This window comes from Microbacterium sp. Beta (assembly GCF_005502545.1).
In the GTDB taxonomy this organism is placed as follows: Bacteria; Actinomycetota; Actinomycetes; order Actinomycetales; family Microbacteriaceae; genus Microbacterium; species Microbacterium oxydans.
This window is the reverse complement of the sequence record NZ_SCOG01000012.1, coordinates 1-16157: the sequence shown is the minus strand read 5'-3', so window position 1 is coordinate 16157 and position 16157 is coordinate 1. Positions and strand designations below refer to the sequence as shown.

General features: G+C 68.4%; 14 protein-coding genes. 5 read left to right on the top strand and 9 right to left on the bottom strand.

The window, feature by feature from the left end:
- Positions 1-6: 6 nt before the first annotated feature.
- Genes cydC through FFS56_RS12575 form a run of 5 tightly spaced genes read right to left on the bottom strand, consistent with a single transcriptional unit; the run spans position 7 to position 6514 of the window.
- The gene (gene cydC, locus FFS56_RS12595) at positions 7-1695 is read right to left on the bottom strand and encodes a thiol reductant ABC exporter subunit CydC (RefSeq protein ID WP_127012684.1); all 1689 of its coding nucleotides are present in this window, start codon (positions 1693-1695) and stop codon (positions 7-9) included.
- Positions 1692-3362: a thiol reductant ABC exporter subunit CydD gene (gene cydD / locus FFS56_RS12590; RefSeq protein ID WP_127012685.1), complete on the bottom strand. Its 1671-nt coding sequence runs from the start codon at positions 3360-3362 to the stop codon at positions 1692-1694. Before cydD ends, cydC begins: the two co-directional genes overlap by 4 nt.
- The gene (gene cydB / locus FFS56_RS12585; RefSeq protein ID WP_029259883.1) at positions 3359-4387 is read right to left on the bottom strand and encodes a cytochrome d ubiquinol oxidase subunit II; all 1029 of its coding nucleotides are present in this window, start codon (positions 4385-4387) and stop codon (positions 3359-3361) included. Before cydB ends, cydD begins: the two co-directional genes overlap by 4 nt.
- Positions 4388-4401: 14 nt before the next feature.
- On the bottom strand, positions 4402-5817 hold the full coding sequence (locus tag FFS56_RS12580) for a cytochrome ubiquinol oxidase subunit I (protein WP_029259882.1): 1416 nt from the start codon (positions 5815-5817) through the stop codon (positions 4402-4404).
- Positions 5804-6514 carry an ArsR family transcriptional regulator gene (locus FFS56_RS12575; protein WP_127012686.1) on the bottom strand — a complete coding sequence of 237 codons (711 nt, stop codon included), beginning with the start codon at positions 6512-6514 and terminating at the stop codon, positions 5804-5806. The genes FFS56_RS12580 and FFS56_RS12575 overlap by 14 nt, the downstream gene beginning before the upstream one ends.
- A gap of 100 nt (positions 6515-6614) precedes the next feature.
- Between FFS56_RS12575 and radA the strand changes: the two genes are divergently transcribed.
- Complete coding sequence (gene radA / locus FFS56_RS12570; RefSeq protein ID WP_058630739.1) at positions 6615-7982, top strand: DNA repair protein RadA; 1368 nt, start codon at positions 6615-6617, stop codon at positions 7980-7982.
- Between the two features lie 80 nt (positions 7983-8062).
- Here the strand turns inward: radA and FFS56_RS12565 are convergent, their stop codons facing one another.
- The 4 genes from FFS56_RS12565 to FFS56_RS12550 all read right to left on the bottom strand — a co-directional run bounded on the left by FFS56_RS12565 (position 8063) and on the right by FFS56_RS12550 (position 12836).
- Positions 8063-8473 (bottom strand): hypothetical protein, encoded by a 411-nt coding sequence (locus tag FFS56_RS12565; RefSeq protein WP_046747602.1) that lies wholly within the window; start codon positions 8471-8473, stop codon positions 8063-8065.
- Between the two features lie 374 nt (positions 8474-8847).
- Positions 8848-9498: a hypothetical protein gene (locus FFS56_RS12560; protein ID WP_046747601.1), complete on the bottom strand. Its 651-nt coding sequence runs from the start codon at positions 9496-9498 to the stop codon at positions 8848-8850.
- A gap of 71 nt (positions 9499-9569) precedes the next feature.
- Positions 9570-10070 carry an amino-acid N-acetyltransferase gene (locus FFS56_RS12555; protein WP_046747600.1) on the bottom strand — a complete coding sequence of 167 codons (501 nt, stop codon included), beginning with the start codon at positions 10068-10070 and terminating at the stop codon, positions 9570-9572.
- A 231-nt stretch (positions 10071-10301) separates the two neighbouring features.
- Complete coding sequence (locus FFS56_RS12550; RefSeq protein WP_046747599.1) at positions 10302-12836, bottom strand: ATP-dependent Clp protease ATP-binding subunit; 2535 nt, start codon at positions 12834-12836, stop codon at positions 10302-10304.
- A gap of 204 nt (positions 12837-13040) precedes the next feature.
- Here FFS56_RS12550 and FFS56_RS12545 point away from each other — a divergent pair, with 204 nt between their 5' ends.
- From FFS56_RS12545 to FFS56_RS12530, 4 genes are all read left to right on the top strand, one after another.
- The gene (locus FFS56_RS12545; RefSeq protein ID WP_127012687.1) at positions 13041-13670 is read left to right on the top strand and encodes a hypothetical protein; all 630 of its coding nucleotides are present in this window, start codon (positions 13041-13043) and stop codon (positions 13668-13670) included.
- The gene (locus FFS56_RS12540) at positions 13670-14317 is read left to right on the top strand and encodes a hypothetical protein (protein ID WP_127012688.1); all 648 of its coding nucleotides are present in this window, start codon (positions 13670-13672) and stop codon (positions 14315-14317) included. The genes FFS56_RS12545 and FFS56_RS12540 overlap by 1 nt, the downstream gene beginning before the upstream one ends.
- Positions 14314-14550 carry a helix-turn-helix transcriptional regulator gene (locus tag FFS56_RS12535; RefSeq protein ID WP_046747597.1) on the top strand — a complete coding sequence of 79 codons (237 nt, stop codon included), beginning with the start codon at positions 14314-14316 and terminating at the stop codon, positions 14548-14550. Before FFS56_RS12540 ends, FFS56_RS12535 begins: the two co-directional genes overlap by 4 nt.
- A gap of 161 nt (positions 14551-14711) precedes the next feature.
- The gene (locus tag FFS56_RS12530; protein WP_171011061.1) at positions 14712-16136 is read left to right on the top strand and encodes a dicarboxylate/amino acid:cation symporter; all 1425 of its coding nucleotides are present in this window, start codon (positions 14712-14714) and stop codon (positions 16134-16136) included.
- The last annotated feature ends 21 nt before the right edge of the window (positions 16137-16157 follow it).

Below are 16157 nucleotides of genomic sequence, written 5' to 3'. Positions count from 1 at the left end.
GCGGTGTCAGACCGTGCGGCCGTCGTGGATCCGCACCACGCGGTCGACCGTCCCCGCCGGCGGCGCCACGTGCGAGATCAGCAGCACCGACTGCTCCCCCGCGGCCAGCAGCAGATCGCGCAGCAGGGCATCCGATGCCTCAGGATCGACGCCCGCCGTCGGCTCGTCGAGCACCAGCACGGGGAAGCCGCGCAGCAGCGCCCTGGCGAGCGAGATCCGCTGCGCCTGACCGCCGGACACCAGCGCGCCGCGGTCACCCACCCTCGCATCGAGGCCCCCGCGCTCCCGCACCCAGTCACCGAGTCCGACCCGGTCGAGCATCGCCAGCAGTTCCTCGTCCGAGGCGGAGTCGCGCGCGAAGAGCAGATTCTGGCGGATGTCCTCGTCGAACAGCTGAGGGCTCTGCTCGCACAGTCCGATCACGCGTCGCAGCGCCGGGCCCGAGAGCTCTGCGGCGTCGCGACCACCCACCAGATACTCGCCCTCCACGCGCAGGAAGCCGACCAGGGTCGCCGCGAGCGAGCTCTTGCCCGCCCCACTCGGTCCCGCGACCAGCACGCGCTCACCTGCTCGGAGGTCGAGGTCGACTCCCTTCAGCGCGGGCGTGCCGCCGGGCCAGGTCGCCCTGACGCCGCGCAGATGCAGCTCGGGAGTGCGCGCGAACTCCACGTCATCCCCCTCGTCGGAACGCAACTCCTCCGGCATCCGCTCCGGGAGCACGTCGACGATGCGCCCGGCGCTCGCGCGCACGCTCCGCCAGGATGCCGCAGCGATCGGCACCGCTCCGAACACCTCGAAGACCACCATCGGCACGAGCACCGCCACGGCCAGCCACGGACCGTCGATCGAGCCGTCCGCAAGCCCCGGAGCCGCCACGGCGAGCGCCCAGACCGATGCCGCCCCGGCCACGGCGGACACGACACCCGCCGCGACGGCCTGAGCGAGGGAGGCACGGTCGACCACGCGTCGCAGATCCGCATCGGCGGCGGCGATCCGCGCCCGCGCCTGTTGCTCCGCCCCGTAGGCGATGAGCACGTCGAGGCTCCCGAGGTAGTCGACGAGAGCTGCGGAGAGCTCTGCCCGACGCTCCGAGACCCGTGCTTCGGCGTGCGAGCCGAACGCCCAACCGAGTCCGATCGCTGCAGCCGCGGCGGCCAGGAGGCAGACCGCGAGAGCGAGGGCGGCCGGGGGCGAGACGAACGCGAGGAAGCCCACCGCTCCGACCGCGACGAGCGCCGCCACACCGAGCGGCTGCACCACTCGCAGCGGCAGGTTCTGCAGGTTCTCGACGTCGTCCACGAGAGCTGCGAGCACCTGCCCGCGGTCCGTCGAGCCGAGTCCCGCCGGCGACAGAGGGATCAGCCGGCGCACCATGTCGGCACGAGTCGAGGCGAGCTGACGCAGCGCGGCATCGTGTCCGCTCAGGCGCTCCAGATAGCGGGTGACCGCGCGCGAGACGGCGAAGAAGCGCACACCGACGACGGCGATCGACAGCGGCACCAGCGAATCGACGATCGAGGCGCTCACGATCAGCCACCCGCTGACCGCGAGCAGACTCACGGCGGCGGCGGCCGAGAGCAGACCCCAGATCAGTCCCGGTACGAAGCGGCCGAGTGGCGGCTGCGCGAGTCGCAGGATGGCGCCGACCCGGTGACCGCGGGAATGCGCGGCATCGGTTGTGCGGGGTGCAGTCATGCGTTCACCCCCAGCGCCACGATCTGATCCGCGATCGCCCGTGCGGTCCGACGGTGGGAGACGAGGAGGATCGTCGCCCCGGCATCCGCCTTCTCGCGCAACGATCGCCACAGCCGGTCCTCGGTCTCGGGGTCGAGCGCACTCGACGGCTCATCGAGTGCGAGCACGCGGCCGGGCGCCGATCCCTGGCGATACAGGGCGCGGGCGACAGCCACCCGCTGCGCCTGCCCGCCCGACAGCCCCGCCCCCTGCACGCCGAGTTCCAGCGCGGGGTCGATCCCCTCGGCGCAGGCGTCGTCGAGCGCAGCGCGCACCCGACCTGCGTCCGGCACAGGATCACCGAGGGTGACGTTCGCCGCCACGGTCCCGCGCGTCAGTCCAGGTGCCTGTCCGGCCCAGGCGAGCCACACCGACGGCGCGATCCCCCGCACGTCCGCGCCGCCGTAGAACGCCGTCCCCTCGAACTCGACCGCGCCCCGGAGTGCCGCCAGCAGCGACGACTTCCCCGACCCGCTCGGCCCCTCGATGACCGTGATGGTCCCCGGCCCGGCTGCGAACGACACGGACGGCAGGTCGCGCACCCGCAGACCCTCGACCACGAGGTTTCCGCCGTTCGCCGGTTCCACGGTGGTGTCCACATGCATGACCGATTCACGAATGCCGGGGGTTTCGGCGGCGATTCCTCCGACATCCGTCGAAAGCTCCTGCATCCGCGCGCGCTCCCCCGCCGCATCGAGCACCTCGAAGACGTCCTCCGTCGCCGCGACCCCCTCGGCCGCCGCGTGGAACTGCACCCCCACCTGCCGGATGGGCAGGAACGCCTCGGGAGCGAGCAGTAGCACGAACAGCCCCACCTCGAGGGTCAGATCGCCCGACAGCAGCCGGAAGCCGACCGACACCGCGATCAGGGCCACCGCGATCGAGGCCAGCAGCTCCATCGCGAAGCCGGACAGGAACGAGAACCGCAGCACCTTCATGGTCTCGCGGCGGTACTCGTCGGCGGTGACCTCGATGCGGTCGGCCGCACGCCGGTCGCGTCCGAACAGTCGCAGCGTCGACAGCCCCTGCACCGTGTCGGCGAAGCGTGCCGCGAGGCGCTGCAGCGTCTGCCACTGCCGGGTCTGCACGGTGCGGGTCGCCATGCCGATCAGGATGAGGAACAACGGGATCAGCGGCAGCGTGATCACTGCGGTGAGTCCGCTCGGCCAGTCCTGCCACCACATGACCGCGACGAGCACCGGCGTCGCGATCACGGTCAGCACGAGCTGCGGGATGTACCGGGCGAAGTAGGTGTCGAGAGCTTCGAGCCCGTGACCGGCCGTGACCGCGAGCGCCGTCTGATTGCGCTGCGCGAGCCACCCTGGCCCGAGCCTCCCGACCGCAGCCACGAGCGCCGTGCGCAGCTGCATCCCCGTCTTGGCGGCCGCCCGTGTGCCCGCGGCATCCGAGGCTGCGATGAGCAGGCCGCGCAGCAGAGCCGTGAGCAGCAGCCAGAGCAGCGACGAGGTGACGTCACGCCCCGCGAGCGCCCCCGTGATCGCGTCGGTCAGCAGCCACGCGAAGACGATCGTGACCGCCGTCTGGACGACGCCGATCAACGCGGATGCCGCGAGGAAACCCCTCGCGGCACCCGCGTATCGCAGCAGTCTCGGATCGACGGGTTTCACGCGTGCGCCGGAGCCCCCTCGATGGATTTCCGGGTGACGCGCTTGCGGAACACCCAGTAGGTCCACGCCTGGTACGCGAGCACGAGCGGCATCGCGATCAGGGCCGTCCAGCTCATGATCTGCAGCGTGTACGGGGTGCTCGAGGCGTTGGCGATCGTGAGGCTGTAGGCCGGGTCGATCGTCGACGGCATCACGTACGGGAACAGGGCGGAGAACAGCATGACCACGGCGAACATGACCGTGAGCATGCCGGCGAAGAACGCCCACCCGTCGCGACGGACGAGCGAGAAGCCGACCGCCGCGATCAGGCTGACCGCCGCGAGCGCACCGGCTGCGATGACCAGCCAGAGCAGCGGAGCCTCGCGGCCCATCGCGATCGCGACCGTCCAGATCACCGTCGCGGCTGCGACGAGGATCGTCGGGATGGCGGCCTTCTTCGCGAGCTTCTGCGCATCCTCATGCACCTGACCATCGGTCTTGAGTGCCACGAACAGCACCCCGTGCAGGAAGAAGAGCAGCAGCGTGGTGACGCCCACCAGCAGTGCGTAGGGGTTCAGCAGGGAGAAGAAGCCGCCGACGAAGATGTGGTTCTCGTCGATCGCGACGCCCTGCACGATGTTGCCGAACGCCACACCCCACAGCAGCGCGGGAACGACCGAGCCGATCACGATCATCCGGTCGAAGCCGGCCTTCCACTTCGCGCTGTCGCGCTGGTGCCGGTACTCGAACGAGACACCGCGCAGGATCAGCGCGAGCAGGATCAGCAGCAGCGGCAGGTAGAAACCGCTGAACAGCGTGGCGTACCACTCAGGGAACGACGCGAACAGCACGGCGCCGGCCACGATGACCCAGGTCTCGTTGAGATCCCAGACCGGGCCGATCGTGTTGATGACCTGTCGGCGCGAGACGTCGTTCTTGCCGAGGAACGGCAGGGACATGCCGACTCCGAAATCGAAGCCGTCCAGGACGAAGTAGCCGACGAAGAAGAAGGCGACGATGAAGAACCAGAGTGTTGCGAGATCCATGATGCTCCTCCCTCTCAGTAGACGACCGACGGCAGCTGGGCCGTCTCGTCATGCGGCTTCTCTTCGGTGTCGGGCCCCTTCTGGGCGGCCCGGATGATGAGGCGGATCTCCACGACGGCGAGCGCCGCATAGATCGCGGTGAACGCGATGAGCGATATCAGCACCTCGAGCCCGCTGACGCCCGGCGAGACACCGTCCTGCGTCGTCATCAGCCCGAACACGATCCAGGGCTGTCTGCCCATCTCGGTGAAGACCCAGCCCATGATGTTGGCGGCCAGCGCGAGCGGGAACGACCAGATGGCGACCTTCCACATCCACGGTGCGACCGGCTTCTTGGCGCCCTTGCGGGTGACCCAGAGGCCCGCGACGGCGACGAGCGCCGCGGCGATGCCCAGGCCGATCATCCAGCGGAAGGCCCAGTACGTGATCCACAGCACCGGGGCGAAGTCGGTCAGACCGGTGGCGGCGTAGGTCTGCGCGTACTCGGCGTTCAGATCGTTGATGCCGTGCACACACGCGTCGAGGGTGTGTGTCGACAGCAGCGAGAGCAGATAGGGCACGCGGATGGAGAACAGTTCGGAGCTGCCGTCCGGGGTGCCGAGCGTGAAGATGCTGAACGAGGCATCGGGACCGCAGACCGTGTTGAACGTGGCCTCGGCCGCCGCCATCTTCATGGGCTGCGCGGCGTACATCGCGAGGCCCAGCTGGTCGCCCGTGAGCACGACGCCCGCGGTCGAGACGATCATGGCCCACAGCCCGAACTTGAGCGAGATGCGCATGGTGTCGAAGTGCTGGCCGCGCGAGAGGTGCCAGGCCGAGACCGAGATCACGACACCGGCGGCGAACATGAACGCACCGAAGATCGTGTGCGGGAACGCGGCGAGCGCGACGGGGTTGGTCAGCAGCGCCCAGAAGTCGGTCAGCTCGGCGCGGTTGGTCGCCTCGTTGAACGTGTACCCGACGGGGTTCTGCATGAAGGCGTTGGCAGCGATGATGAAGTACGCCGACAGGATGCTGCCGATCGAGACGCACCAGATCGTGGCGAGGTGCAGCTTCTGCGGGAGCTTGTCCCAGCCGAAGATCCAGAGGCCGATGAAGGTCGCCTCGAAGAAGAAGGCCAGCAGGCCCTCGAAGGCGAGCGGGGCGCCGAACACGTCACCGACGAAGCGGGAGTAGTCGGACCAGTTCATGCCGAACTGGAACTCCTGCACGATGCCGGTGACGACGCCCATGGCGAAGTTGATCAGGAAGATCTTCCCGAAGAAGCGGGTCAGGTGCAGGTACTGCACTTTGCCGGTGCGCACCCACGCGGTCTGGAAGATCGCCGCGACCAGCGCCATGCCGATCGTGAGCGGCACGAAGAGGTAGTGGTAGACGGTCGTCAGGCCGAATTGCCATCGGGCCAGAGCGAGTGGATCAAGCCATTCCATGCACGACTCCTGTTCTGTGGTGCCGCTGCTTCGTGCTGTGACGCAGCGTTCCCTCGACCAGCGGCGCGGTGGTGTCGCGCAGCTGCACGGTGCAGTCCGACGGGAGGACAGCGTCGCGCACGCACTCGGCTTCGAGTGGTCCGCCTGCCTCGTTCAGGACGCCTTGCATGAGTTCCAGGTGCACGCGGCACAGCATCGGGCGGTCTTCCGACCGTCCGGCGGCGTGCGGGCACGGGCTGAGGTCGACCGTGAGACTGCGGTCGTCGAGCACGGGCTCGAAGCCGCTCTCCTCCAGGTGCTCGACGAGCGCATCGAGCTGATAGGTGGCTTCGCGACCGAGTCCGGATGCCGCGTCGGGGAGCATGCTCCGCATCAGGTCGCCGCGACGGGCTGCCGCCTTCGCCTTGTCTCGGGCCACGGGACTGGAGGCCCCTGGCGCTCCGGTCGCCGCGCTGTACAGCGTGCGCGGTCGGCCCCGCGTCGTGCGGTGCTCGATCGTGGGGATCACGTAGCCGCCCTCGATCAGGCGCTGCAGGTGCTCGCGGATCGTGTTGGGGTGCAGCCCGGTGGCTTCGCACAGCTCGGTGATCGAGAGCTCGCCCCGGGTCTGCGAACTTCCCGCTTCGAAGAGCAAGTGCAGGATCTGCACCCGGGAGTAGCTCGAGATCGGCCCGCAGACGGGCCCGCCGTTGGCCATGAACCCAGTATCCCGCGACACTGCGAGTTTGCCGAGAGGATCGGCCGTGAATAAACACCTGGCCGATAGGGATGTCTGATGCCGGCGATAGCCTGGGGGCATGGCCACCCGGAAACCCGCTCCTCCCGCGTACGTGTGCACGGAATGCGGGTGGACCACCGCCAAGTGGGTCGGACGCTGCGGCGAGTGCCAGCAGTGGGGAACGGTGCAGGAGCAGGCAGCGCAGACGGGCATCCTCCGTCGGGTGGGGCCGGTCGCGCCGACGGCCGACCGTGCCGCCCGGCCCATCACGCAGATCACGACGCAGGATGCACCGCGTCGCTCGAGCGGCGTCGGCGAGTTCGACCGTGTCCTCGGCGGCGGCATCGTGCCGGGGGCGGCGATCCTGCTCAGCGGTGAACCCGGCGTCGGCAAGTCCACGCTTCTGCTCGAGGTGGCAGCGCAAGCGGCTCGCGGCGGACGCCGTGTGCTCTACGCGAGCGCCGAGGAATCCCCCGGTCAGGTGCGCCTGCGCGCCGAGCGCACTGGCGCGCTGCACGACGAGCTGTATCTCGCGAGCGAGACCGATCTGGCGACCATCCTCGGCCACATCGACGAGGTCAAGCCGCAGCTCGTGATCGTCGACTCGGTGCAGACCGTCTCGTCGTCCCTGATCGACGGCGCCGCCGGGCAGCCCAGCCAGGTGCGAGAGGTGGCTGCCACGCTGATCCGCATCGCCAAGGATCGCGACCTGCCGATCATCATCGTCGGCCACGTGACAAAAGACGGTCAGGTCGCCGGGCCCCGTGTGCTCGAGCACCTCGTCGACGTGGTGTGTCACTTCGAGGGCGACCGGCAGACCTCGCTGCGCTTCGTCCGCGCGCTCAAGAACCGCTTCGGTCCGACCGACGAGGTGGGCTGCTTCGAGATGACCGGCGACGGCATCGCCGAGGTGCCAGACCCCTCAGGGCTCTTCCTCTCGCAGGGGGCGACCGAGCCAGGCACGTGCGTGGCGATCTCGCTCGAGGGTCGACGCGCCCTCCCCGTCGAGGTGCAGGCGCTCACGGTGCCGAGCAACGCCCCGAACCCGCGCCGCATCGTGCACGGCGTCGACTCTTCGCGAGTCGCCATGGTGCTGGCCATCCTCGAGAAGAGAGCCGGCATCGCGACCGGCAGCCTCGACGTCTACGTGTCCACGGTCGGCGGTGTGCGCTTCACCGAACCCGCGGCCGACCTCGCGATCGCCATCGCCGTGGCGGGTTCCATCCAGCAGATCTCGGTTCCGCGCACGGTCGCGGCGGTGGGCGAGCTGAGCCTCGCCGGGGAGATCAGGCCGGTCACGCAGGCGGCCCAGCGACGCTCCGAGGCCGCGCGCCTCGGCTATGAGCAGGTGGTCGACGATCGTTCGAAGACGCTCCGAGCCGCGCTGAGCGATGTGCGCGCGCGCAACACCTCACGCCGATCCGACCGCGACATCCCCCCGTTCTGACCGCCCGCGCTTCCGCGTCGCGGTTTTGACGTCGACGGTCAGGCATGGAGGGTCTGACGCCGTGTGTCAGGCGTCGCGTGTCAGGCGTCGAGCGCCTTGAGCAGCTCAGCGGGATCGGCCTGCATCGGGTGCGGCCCGGCGATATCGAGGAACACCGTCGTGATCGGATGCGCCGCGAGGAACTTCCGCAGCCAGTCCGCGCTGTAGATGCCCACTCCTGGAGGCAGGTTGGCAGGCTTGTTCTTCGCGTCGCTGAAGAGCAGCAGGGCGAGGTCACCGGTGTTCGGGTCGCGATACGTCCACACCTCGCCGCTGTCGAGAGGGTTGTCCCGCGCGCCGGGCTTGATGAGCGGGACGATCGTGGTGCCGTGCCGGAGGGCGAGCGCGACCGCAGCGACATCCTGCTTCTCCAGAGCCTGCGCCAGAGCGTCCGAACGGAAATCCTCGGGTGCCGGCTTGTTCTTTCCGGACTTCGCCTTCTTCGCTGCCATGCATCCAGCTTATGCAGAGCGCCGGGCTCAGAGTGCCGATCCGACAGCGGAGACGATTGGGGCCCTCTCGAGTCCCACATTGGGGACTGGGGTACTCGAGAGGGCCCTCGGACTCTCGTGCGGCGATGTCGAAGCGCTGGGGACGCTGTAGTTCGACGCCACTGGGGATGGCTTGTTGCCGCAGATGCGGAGAGTCGCTTCTATGGTATCCCAAAGAGTGGGGGATGTCAGCATCGTGCGGCGAAGGCAGGCGACATCGCTCCATTTCGTGCGATACCCGTCGAGCGACGACGGATTTCGAACGCGCCGTCTGAGATCGCTTCGAACTCAGCGGGACGGAGCTGCGCAGCGATCGGTCGTCGGTGCGACGTCGTTCAGTAGAGCAGGATCTGCGCGCTCGAGGGGCTCGTGAAACCGCCGATGGATACCTCGACGTGGTACGAGGCTCCGCCCCCAGGCGCTCGCTGCCGATTCTCCTGGGCACAGGTCTCGACACTCGACCGGGTGCGATCCCAGGTGACGGGGTCTTTGCTCGTGACCGTGGTACCCGCCGTGAGCGTGGCGATCATGCTGCTCGGGTTCTCCTGGCAGTCGGTCGAACGCCACCATTCGTCCGAACCGCTGGAGATCGTGAACGCCTGGGTGGCGGAACCGACGTCGAGCGTGCAGTCCTTCGTGCCCTTGTTGGTCAGCGAGATCGAGAGCTTCGGCAGAACGCCGGGCGCATAGCTCTCGGCGTCGGTCACGGCGGCGACCTCGATGTCCGCCGCCTCGCAGGCGACGATCGCCGGCGTCTGCTCGGAGGAGGGATCGGGAGAGGGCGACTGCCCCTCGGTCGTCGCGCCCGCGGACGGTGACGGCGACGTGGAGGGGGTGGACGTCGGCGTCGATGACGTGTCGGCCGAGGCCCACGGGCGGGCGATCAGCAACCAGGCGCCGATGCCGATCGCGGCGACGGCCAGGATGAGACCGAGGATGACGACCAGTCGCCGACGACGGTAGACGGCGGCAGAGCGACGGGGCATGACTCCAGGCTAAGCGATCCGCCGCGCTCAGCCTGGGAGGCCCCACGGCACACGCGGACGAACGTGCGTGGTCAGAGCACCTTGAGCATGCGCGTGTTGCCGAGCGTGTTCGGCTTGACGTGGGCGAGGTCGAGGAACTCCTCCACACCCGCGTCACCGCTGCGCAACAGCTGCGAGTACACGTCCGAGTCGACCACCTGCTCGCCGATCGGGGTGTAACCGCGCCGCCCGAAGAAGTCGACCTCGAACGTGAGGCAGAACAGGCGGGTCAGGCCGAGCGTCTTGGCGTTCTCCTCCAGGCGGTCGACGATCGCGCGCCCGACACCGTGGTGCAGCCAGTCGTCGCGCACGAGCAGAGTGCGCACCTCGCCGAGGTCTTCCCAGAACACGTGCAGCGCCCCGCATCCGATCAGCACGCCATCGGCCTCTGCGACCACGAACTCCTGCACCGCGCCGTACAGCACCGCCAGGTCTTTGCCGAGCAGGATGCGCTGTTCGACGAGCGGCTGCAGCAGGTCACGGATGCCGACGATGTCGGCGCTGCGCGCCGGACGGACGATGTACTCGCTCACACCTCAAGCCTAGAACCCACCCCTGGGCATGTCCCTCAGCCGTGGTCGGTATGCCAAAACCCAGACCATCCGATGCCCTCGAGGCGTGTCGGGCCTGGACGCGCCGAGGCGCCGCGGCATGGTCTGGGTTTTCGCACGAGGCGGGGACGCAAGAGGCGGGGACGCAAGAGGCGGGGGACGCAAGAAGGGGCGGACGCCGCAGCATCCGCCCCTTCTCGTGGTTCCGGGAGGTCACTCCCCGCTGGCGACCGCCAGGTCGGGGGTGCCGGAGATCGCGCCGCCGCCGGTGTTCACACCGACCGCGACGGGACCGCCATCGCGCGGGCCGTGCTCGAACAGGAACTGCCCGTCCTTCGCGTCGACCTTCACGTGGTCTCCGGAGTTGAGCTCACCGTGCAGGATCTTCTCCGACAGACGGTCCTCGACCTCGTGCTGCATCGCGCGACGCAGCGGTCGGGCGCCCAGGGCCGGGTCGAAGCCGATCTCGATCAGACGCTCCTTGGCGGCCTGCGACAGCTCGATCGTCATGTCGCGGTCCAGCAGACGCTCGCCGAGGCGCTTGGTGAACAGATCGACGATCTGCACCAGCTCTTCCTTCGACAGCTGCGGGAACACGATGATGTCGTCGACACGGTTGAGGAACTCGGGCTTGAAGTGCCGCTTGAGCTCTTCGTTCACCTTGCCCTTCATCCGGTCGTAGCTGGTCGAGTCGTTGCCCTCGATCTGGAAGCCGACGGGTCCGCCAGCGATGTCGCGCGCACCGAGGTTGGTGGTCATGATGATGACCGTGTTCTTGAAGTCCACGATCCGACCCTGACCGTCGGTGAGACGACCCTCTTCCAGGATCTGAAGCAGCGAGTTGAAGATGTCCGGGTGCGCCTTCTCGATCTCGTCGAAGAGGACCACGCTGAACGGCTTGCGCCGCACCTTCTCGGTGAGCTGGCCACCCTCTTCGAATCCGACGAATCCGGGAGGGGCACCGAACAGACGCGAGACGGTGTGCTTCTCACCGAACTCGCTCATGTCGAGGGAGATCAGCGCAGCTTCGTCGTCGAACAGGAACTCGGCGAGAGCCTTGGCCAGCTCGGTCTTTCCGACACCCGTGGGGCCGGCGAAGATGAACGAGCCGGAGGGACGCTTCGGGTCCTTGAGGCCGGCACGCTGACGACGGATGGTCTTGGAGAGGGCGGCGATGGCCTCCTCCTGACCGATGACGCGCTGGTGCAGCGCCTTCTCCATGAAGACGAGTCGGCTGGACTCCTCCTCGGTCAGCTTGAACACGGGGATGCCGGTCGCCTGGGCGAGCACCTCGGCGATCAGACCCTCATCGACGACCGCCTGGGTCGCGACGTCGCCCGCACGCCACTGCTTCTCGAGGCGCAGACGCTCCGCGAGGAGGCTCTTCTCCTCGTCGCGCAGGGAGGCGGCCTTCTCGAAGTCCTGCTCCTCGGAGGCGACTTCCTTCTGCTCGCGCACGGCGGCGATCTTCTCGTCGAACTCACGCAGCTCGGGCGGGCTGGACAGGATCGACAGACGCAGACGTGCGCCGGCCTCGTCGATCAGGTCGATGGCCTTGTCCGGGAGGAAGCGGTCCGAGACGTAGCGGTCGGCGAGGTTCGCCGCGGCCACGATCGCGCCGTCGGTGATCTGCACCTTGTGGTGCGCCTCGTAGCGGTCGCGCAGACCCTTGAGGATGTTGATCGCGTGCGGCAGCGTCGGCTCGTTCACCTGCACCGGCTGGAAGCGGCGCTCGAGCGCGGCGTCCTTCTCGAAGTGCTTGCGGTACTCGTCGAGCGTGGTGGCACCGATCGTCTGCAGCTCGCCGCGGGCGAGGAGAGGCTTCAGGATGCTGGCCGCGTCGATCGCGCCCTCGGCGGCGCCCGCACCCACGAGGGTGTGGATCTCGTCGATGAAGACGATGATGTCGCCGCGCGTGCGGATCTCCTTGGTGACCTTCTTCAGACGCTCCTCGAAGTCACCGCGGTAGCGGGAACCGGCGATGAGCGAGCCGAGGTCGAGCGAGTAGAGCTGCTTGTCCTTCAGCGTCTCGGGCACATCGCCCTTGACGATCGCCTGGGCCAGCCCCTCGACGACGGCGGTCTTGCCGACGCCCGGCTCGCCGATCAGGACGGGGTTGTTCTTGGAACGGCGGGAGAGGATCTGCATGACCCGCTCCGCCTCCTTCTCGCGCCCGATCACCGGGTCGAGCTTGTTGTCGCGTGCGGCCTGGGTGAGGTTGCGACCGAACTGGTCGAGCACGGCCGAGCCGCCCTGAGCGCCCGCCTGCGAGTCGTTGGTCTGCGCACCGACGGACGCCGGCTCGCGACCGGGAGCGCCGGAGAGCAGCTGGATGACCTGCTGGCGCACCTTGTTGAGGTCGGCGCCGAGCTTGACGAGCACCTGGGCGGCGACGCCCTCGCCCTCGCGGATGAGGCCGAGCAGGATGTGCTCGGTGCCGATGTAGTTGTGGCCGAGCTGGAGGGCCTCGCGGAGGCTGAGCTCGAGAACCTTCTTGGCGCGCGGGGTGAACGGGATGTGGCCGGTCGGCTGCTGCTGACCCTGGCCGATGATGTCCTGCACCTGCTCGCGCACGGCGTCGAGGGAGATGCCGAGCGACTCGAGCGCCTTGGCAGCGACACCTTCACCCTCGTGGATGAGACCGAGCAGGATGTGCTCGGTTCCGATGTAGTTGTGGTTGAGCATCTTCGCCTCTTCTTGGGCGAGGACGACCACTCGACGGGCTCGGTCCGTGAATCTCTCGAACATGCTGTGACTCCTTATTCGCACGGGGCGAAGCGCTGACACCTATGGCGTTCTCTGCGCCTGTACATCGAGAGTAACCACCGCGAACGGCACGTATGCCCGTGTTCGCCGTGGGCATACCGGAGGTTGACGGGGTTATCGACTGTCGTTATGTTAACGACAGTCGATAACAACGGGTCCGAATCAGACCACCGAGAAGGAGGCGCCATGACCGATGTACCGACCGCGACCAGAGCGGCGAGCCTGGTGGAGAAGACCGTGCTGGGTGTCATAGCCGGAGCCGCGGGAGCCATCGCGGTCGTCGATCTGATCGGCGCAGGCGTCCGCACCGCCGTCCTGATGACGGGCGAGTCCGTCACCGTCCCGTCGATGCCGCTGAGCACGGCCGAGGCGCCCGCAGTGCTCGCGGCGTCCTCGAACATCTCCGATGCACAGTACGACACCGTCACGCTCACCGCCACCGGCCTCAGCCTCTCTCCCCGCCTCCTGCTCGCCATCGCCGATGCTCTCGCAGTCCTGGGCCCGATCGTGCTGTGTGTCGCGGTGGCCTGGCTCTGCATCCGCCTCTTCATCGGTCGCCCCTTCGGCAGTGCGGCGACCTGGGGCATCGCCGTCGCCGCGCTCGCCGTCATGGCGGGCGGTCTGATGAGCCAGGCGGTGCGCGCGAACGCGTTCAGCGAGATCACCTCCGAGCTGAACCTCGTCTCCGCTGGCGTCCCGGCGTTCGAGATGTCGATCGACCTCGCCCCGTTCGGGTGGGGCTTCGCGCTCGTGGTCGTCGCCGGCGCGTTCGAGATCGGCCAGCGGCTGCAGCGCGACACGGAAGGACTCGTCTGATGAAGACCACCGCAGGCACCACCGCACCCACCCGCTCCGAGACGGCAGACGCGATCGCCGTGATCCTCTACGCCGCCGCGGCTCTGGTGACGGTGGCGTTCGCCACGATCCTTCGCGTCGCCGGCACCTTCCGCGACTCCGGGATCGCGTGGTCGATCCCGATCGACGAGCAGCCGATCTCGGCGACCACCGACTCCGGCGCGATCTCCGTCGAAGGGATAGCCCAGGATGTGATGGTCTTCGCCACCGGTGTGAACGCGGTGTCGGTCGGGGCGATCATCGCCGCCATCACCCTGTGGGCGCTCGCGGCCCTGCTGGTGATCGGGTCGGTCACGCTGGTCGCCTGGAACTTCCTGCGCGGACGTTTCTTCGTGCGCGGCAACGCCCGCGCGTTCGATGTGATCGGCTGGACCCTGGTCGTCGCGCCGATCCTGATCGTCATGTTCGAGACCATGGGCCGCAACGGCGTCACCTCAGCACTCGGCCTCGGTGAGGGAGAACCTGCGCATCCGATCGAGTTCTGGAGCGTCGCCCCGATCTTCGCGACCGGCGTGACCGTGGGCCTGATCGCCGTCGCGTTCCGCCGCGGCATCCGCCTGCAGAACGAGAAGCTCGCGCTCGAGAAGGACACGGAGGGGCTGGTGTGACCCCGGCGGAGAGCGACGACGAGTTCACCGGCATCCACTGCCGACTCGATGAGCTGCTCGCCGATCGCGGGATGACCCTCACCGAGCTGAGCGCCGCGGTCGGGGTGAGCATCGTGAACCTGTCGGTCCTGAAGAACGACCGCGCCCGCGCCATCCGCTACTCCACCCTTCGCGCGATCTGCGAAGCGCTCGACTGCGAAGTGGGCGAGCTGCTGGTGCTCGCTCCCCGCTGAGCCCACTCCCCCGCTGAACTCACTCCCCCGCTGAACTCACTCCCCCGCTGAGCTCGGGAGCGTCATCCTTCGTCATATGCACCCAGGGAATTCTCAGGGAGTCATAGCGTTGGGCCTCATGGCGCGCACTCGGCGCGCCGCGATCCTGGAGTCCCCACCCCATGAGCACCACCGCACGCGCCCAGAAGGCGCCAGACACCCGCGGACCGGTCCGGAAGCTGCTGACGTCGTTCGGCTTCCAGATCCTCGCCGCCCTCGTCCTCGGCGTCGCCGCCGGTCTGATCGGCCGCCAGCTCGGCGCCACCGCCGAGAACCCGAACGGCCTGTCGGCGACCCTCGACACGATCGGCAGCTCGTACGTGACGCTGCTGCGCGCCGCCGTCGTCCCGCTGATCTTCACGGCCATCGTCGCCAGCATCTCGAACCTGCGCCGCGTGCAGAACGCCGCGCGCCTAGCCGGCCAGACGATCCTGTGGTTCGCGATCACCGCGTTCATCGCCGTGATCATCGGCATCGTCCTCGGCCTCGTGATCCAGCCGGGCAACCGCGCCGGCGAGGGCCTCGAGACCGGCGACCCGTACACGGTCGGCACCTGGTGGAACTTCCTGCTGGGTCTCATCCCGCAGAACTTCCTCGGGCTCACGGTCAGCACCAACCCCGGCGCCGTCGAAGGCACCTTCAGCTCCAGCGTCGGCTTCAACATCCTGCAGGTCATCGTGGTCGCGGCCGTCATCGGCATCGCCGCGCTCAAGGCCGGCAAGAAGGCAGAGCCGTTCCTCGTGTTCACCGAGTCGCTGCTCAAGGTCATCCAGCGCGTGCTGTGGTGGATCATCCGCATCGCCCCGCTCGGCACGTTCGGCCTCATCGGCTCTGCAGTGATCAAGTACGGCTGGGAGAAGCTGGCCTCACTCGGCTGGTTCGCCGCCGCGGTGTACATCGGCCTCGCGCTCGTGCTGTTCGTCGTCTACCCCGTCCTGGTCAAGACGCACGGCCTGTCGATCAAGCAGTACTTCTCCGGCGTGTGGCCCGCGGTGCAGCTGGCCTTCGTCAGCCGTTCCTCGATCGGCACGCTGCCCCTCACCGAGCGCGTGACCGAGCGCAACCTGGGAGTGCCCCGCTCCTACGCCTCGTTCGCCGTGCCGCTGGGCGCGACCACGAAGATGGACGGCTGCGCCGCGATCTACCCGGCCATCGCCGCGATCTTCGTGGCACAGTTCTTCGGCATCGAGCTGAACTTCGTGCAGTACCTGCTGATCGTGATCGTCTCGGTCGTCGGTTCCGCCGCCACCGCCGGAACCACCGGCGCGGTCGTGATGCTCACGCTGACGCTGTCGACGCTCGGCCTGCCGCTCGAGGGCGTCGGGCTGCTGCTCGCGATCGACCCGATCCTCGACATGGGCCGCACCGCGGTCAACGTCGCGGGTCAGGCGCTGATCCCGACGATCGTCGCCAAGCGCGAGGGCATCCTGAACGAGGAGCTCTACAACGCTCCGCGCGAGGGCCTCCCCTTCGCCGACGACTCCGGCGACGACGACGCTCCCGAGGCGGACGCGTCCGCCGACAAGGAGCCGGTCAGCGCACGCTGACCCCTCTCTCCCTCTCCCCTC

Excerpts from the sequence above, each read along its gene's own strand:
- FFS56_RS12560 (WP_046747601.1), bottom strand. The coding sequence starts at position 9,498 with ATGCCCCGTCGCTCTGCCGCCGTCTACCGTCGTCGGCGACTGGTCGTC.
- FFS56_RS12540 (WP_127012688.1), top strand. The coding sequence starts at position 13,670 with ATGAAGACCACCGCAGGCACCACCGCACCCACCCGCTCCGAGACGGCA.
- FFS56_RS12565 (WP_046747602.1), bottom strand. The coding sequence starts at position 8,473 with ATGGCAGCGAAGAAGGCGAAGTCCGGAAAGAACAAGCCGGCACCCGAG.
- FFS56_RS12575 (WP_127012686.1), bottom strand. The coding sequence starts at position 6,514 with ATGGCCAACGGCGGGCCCGTCTGCGGGCCGATCTCGAGCTACTCCCGG.
- radA (WP_058630739.1), top strand. The coding sequence starts at position 6,615 with ATGGCCACCCGGAAACCCGCTCCTCCCGCGTACGTGTGCACGGAATGC.
- FFS56_RS12550 (WP_046747599.1), bottom strand. The coding sequence starts at position 12,836 with ATGTTCGAGAGATTCACGGACCGAGCCCGTCGAGTGGTCGTCCTCGCC.
- FFS56_RS12580 (WP_029259882.1), bottom strand. The coding sequence starts at position 5,817 with ATGGAATGGCTTGATCCACTCGCTCTGGCCCGATGGCAATTCGGCCTG.
- cydC (WP_127012684.1), bottom strand. The coding sequence starts at position 1,695 with ATGACTGCACCCCGCACAACCGATGCCGCGCATTCCCGCGGTCACCGG.
- cydB (WP_029259883.1), bottom strand. The coding sequence starts at position 4,387 with ATGGATCTCGCAACACTCTGGTTCTTCATCGTCGCCTTCTTCTTCGTC.
- FFS56_RS12545 (WP_127012687.1), top strand. The coding sequence starts at position 13,041 with ATGACCGATGTACCGACCGCGACCAGAGCGGCGAGCCTGGTGGAGAAG.
- FFS56_RS12530 (WP_171011061.1), top strand. The coding sequence starts at position 14,712 with ATGAGCACCACCGCACGCGCCCAGAAGGCGCCAGACACCCGCGGACCG.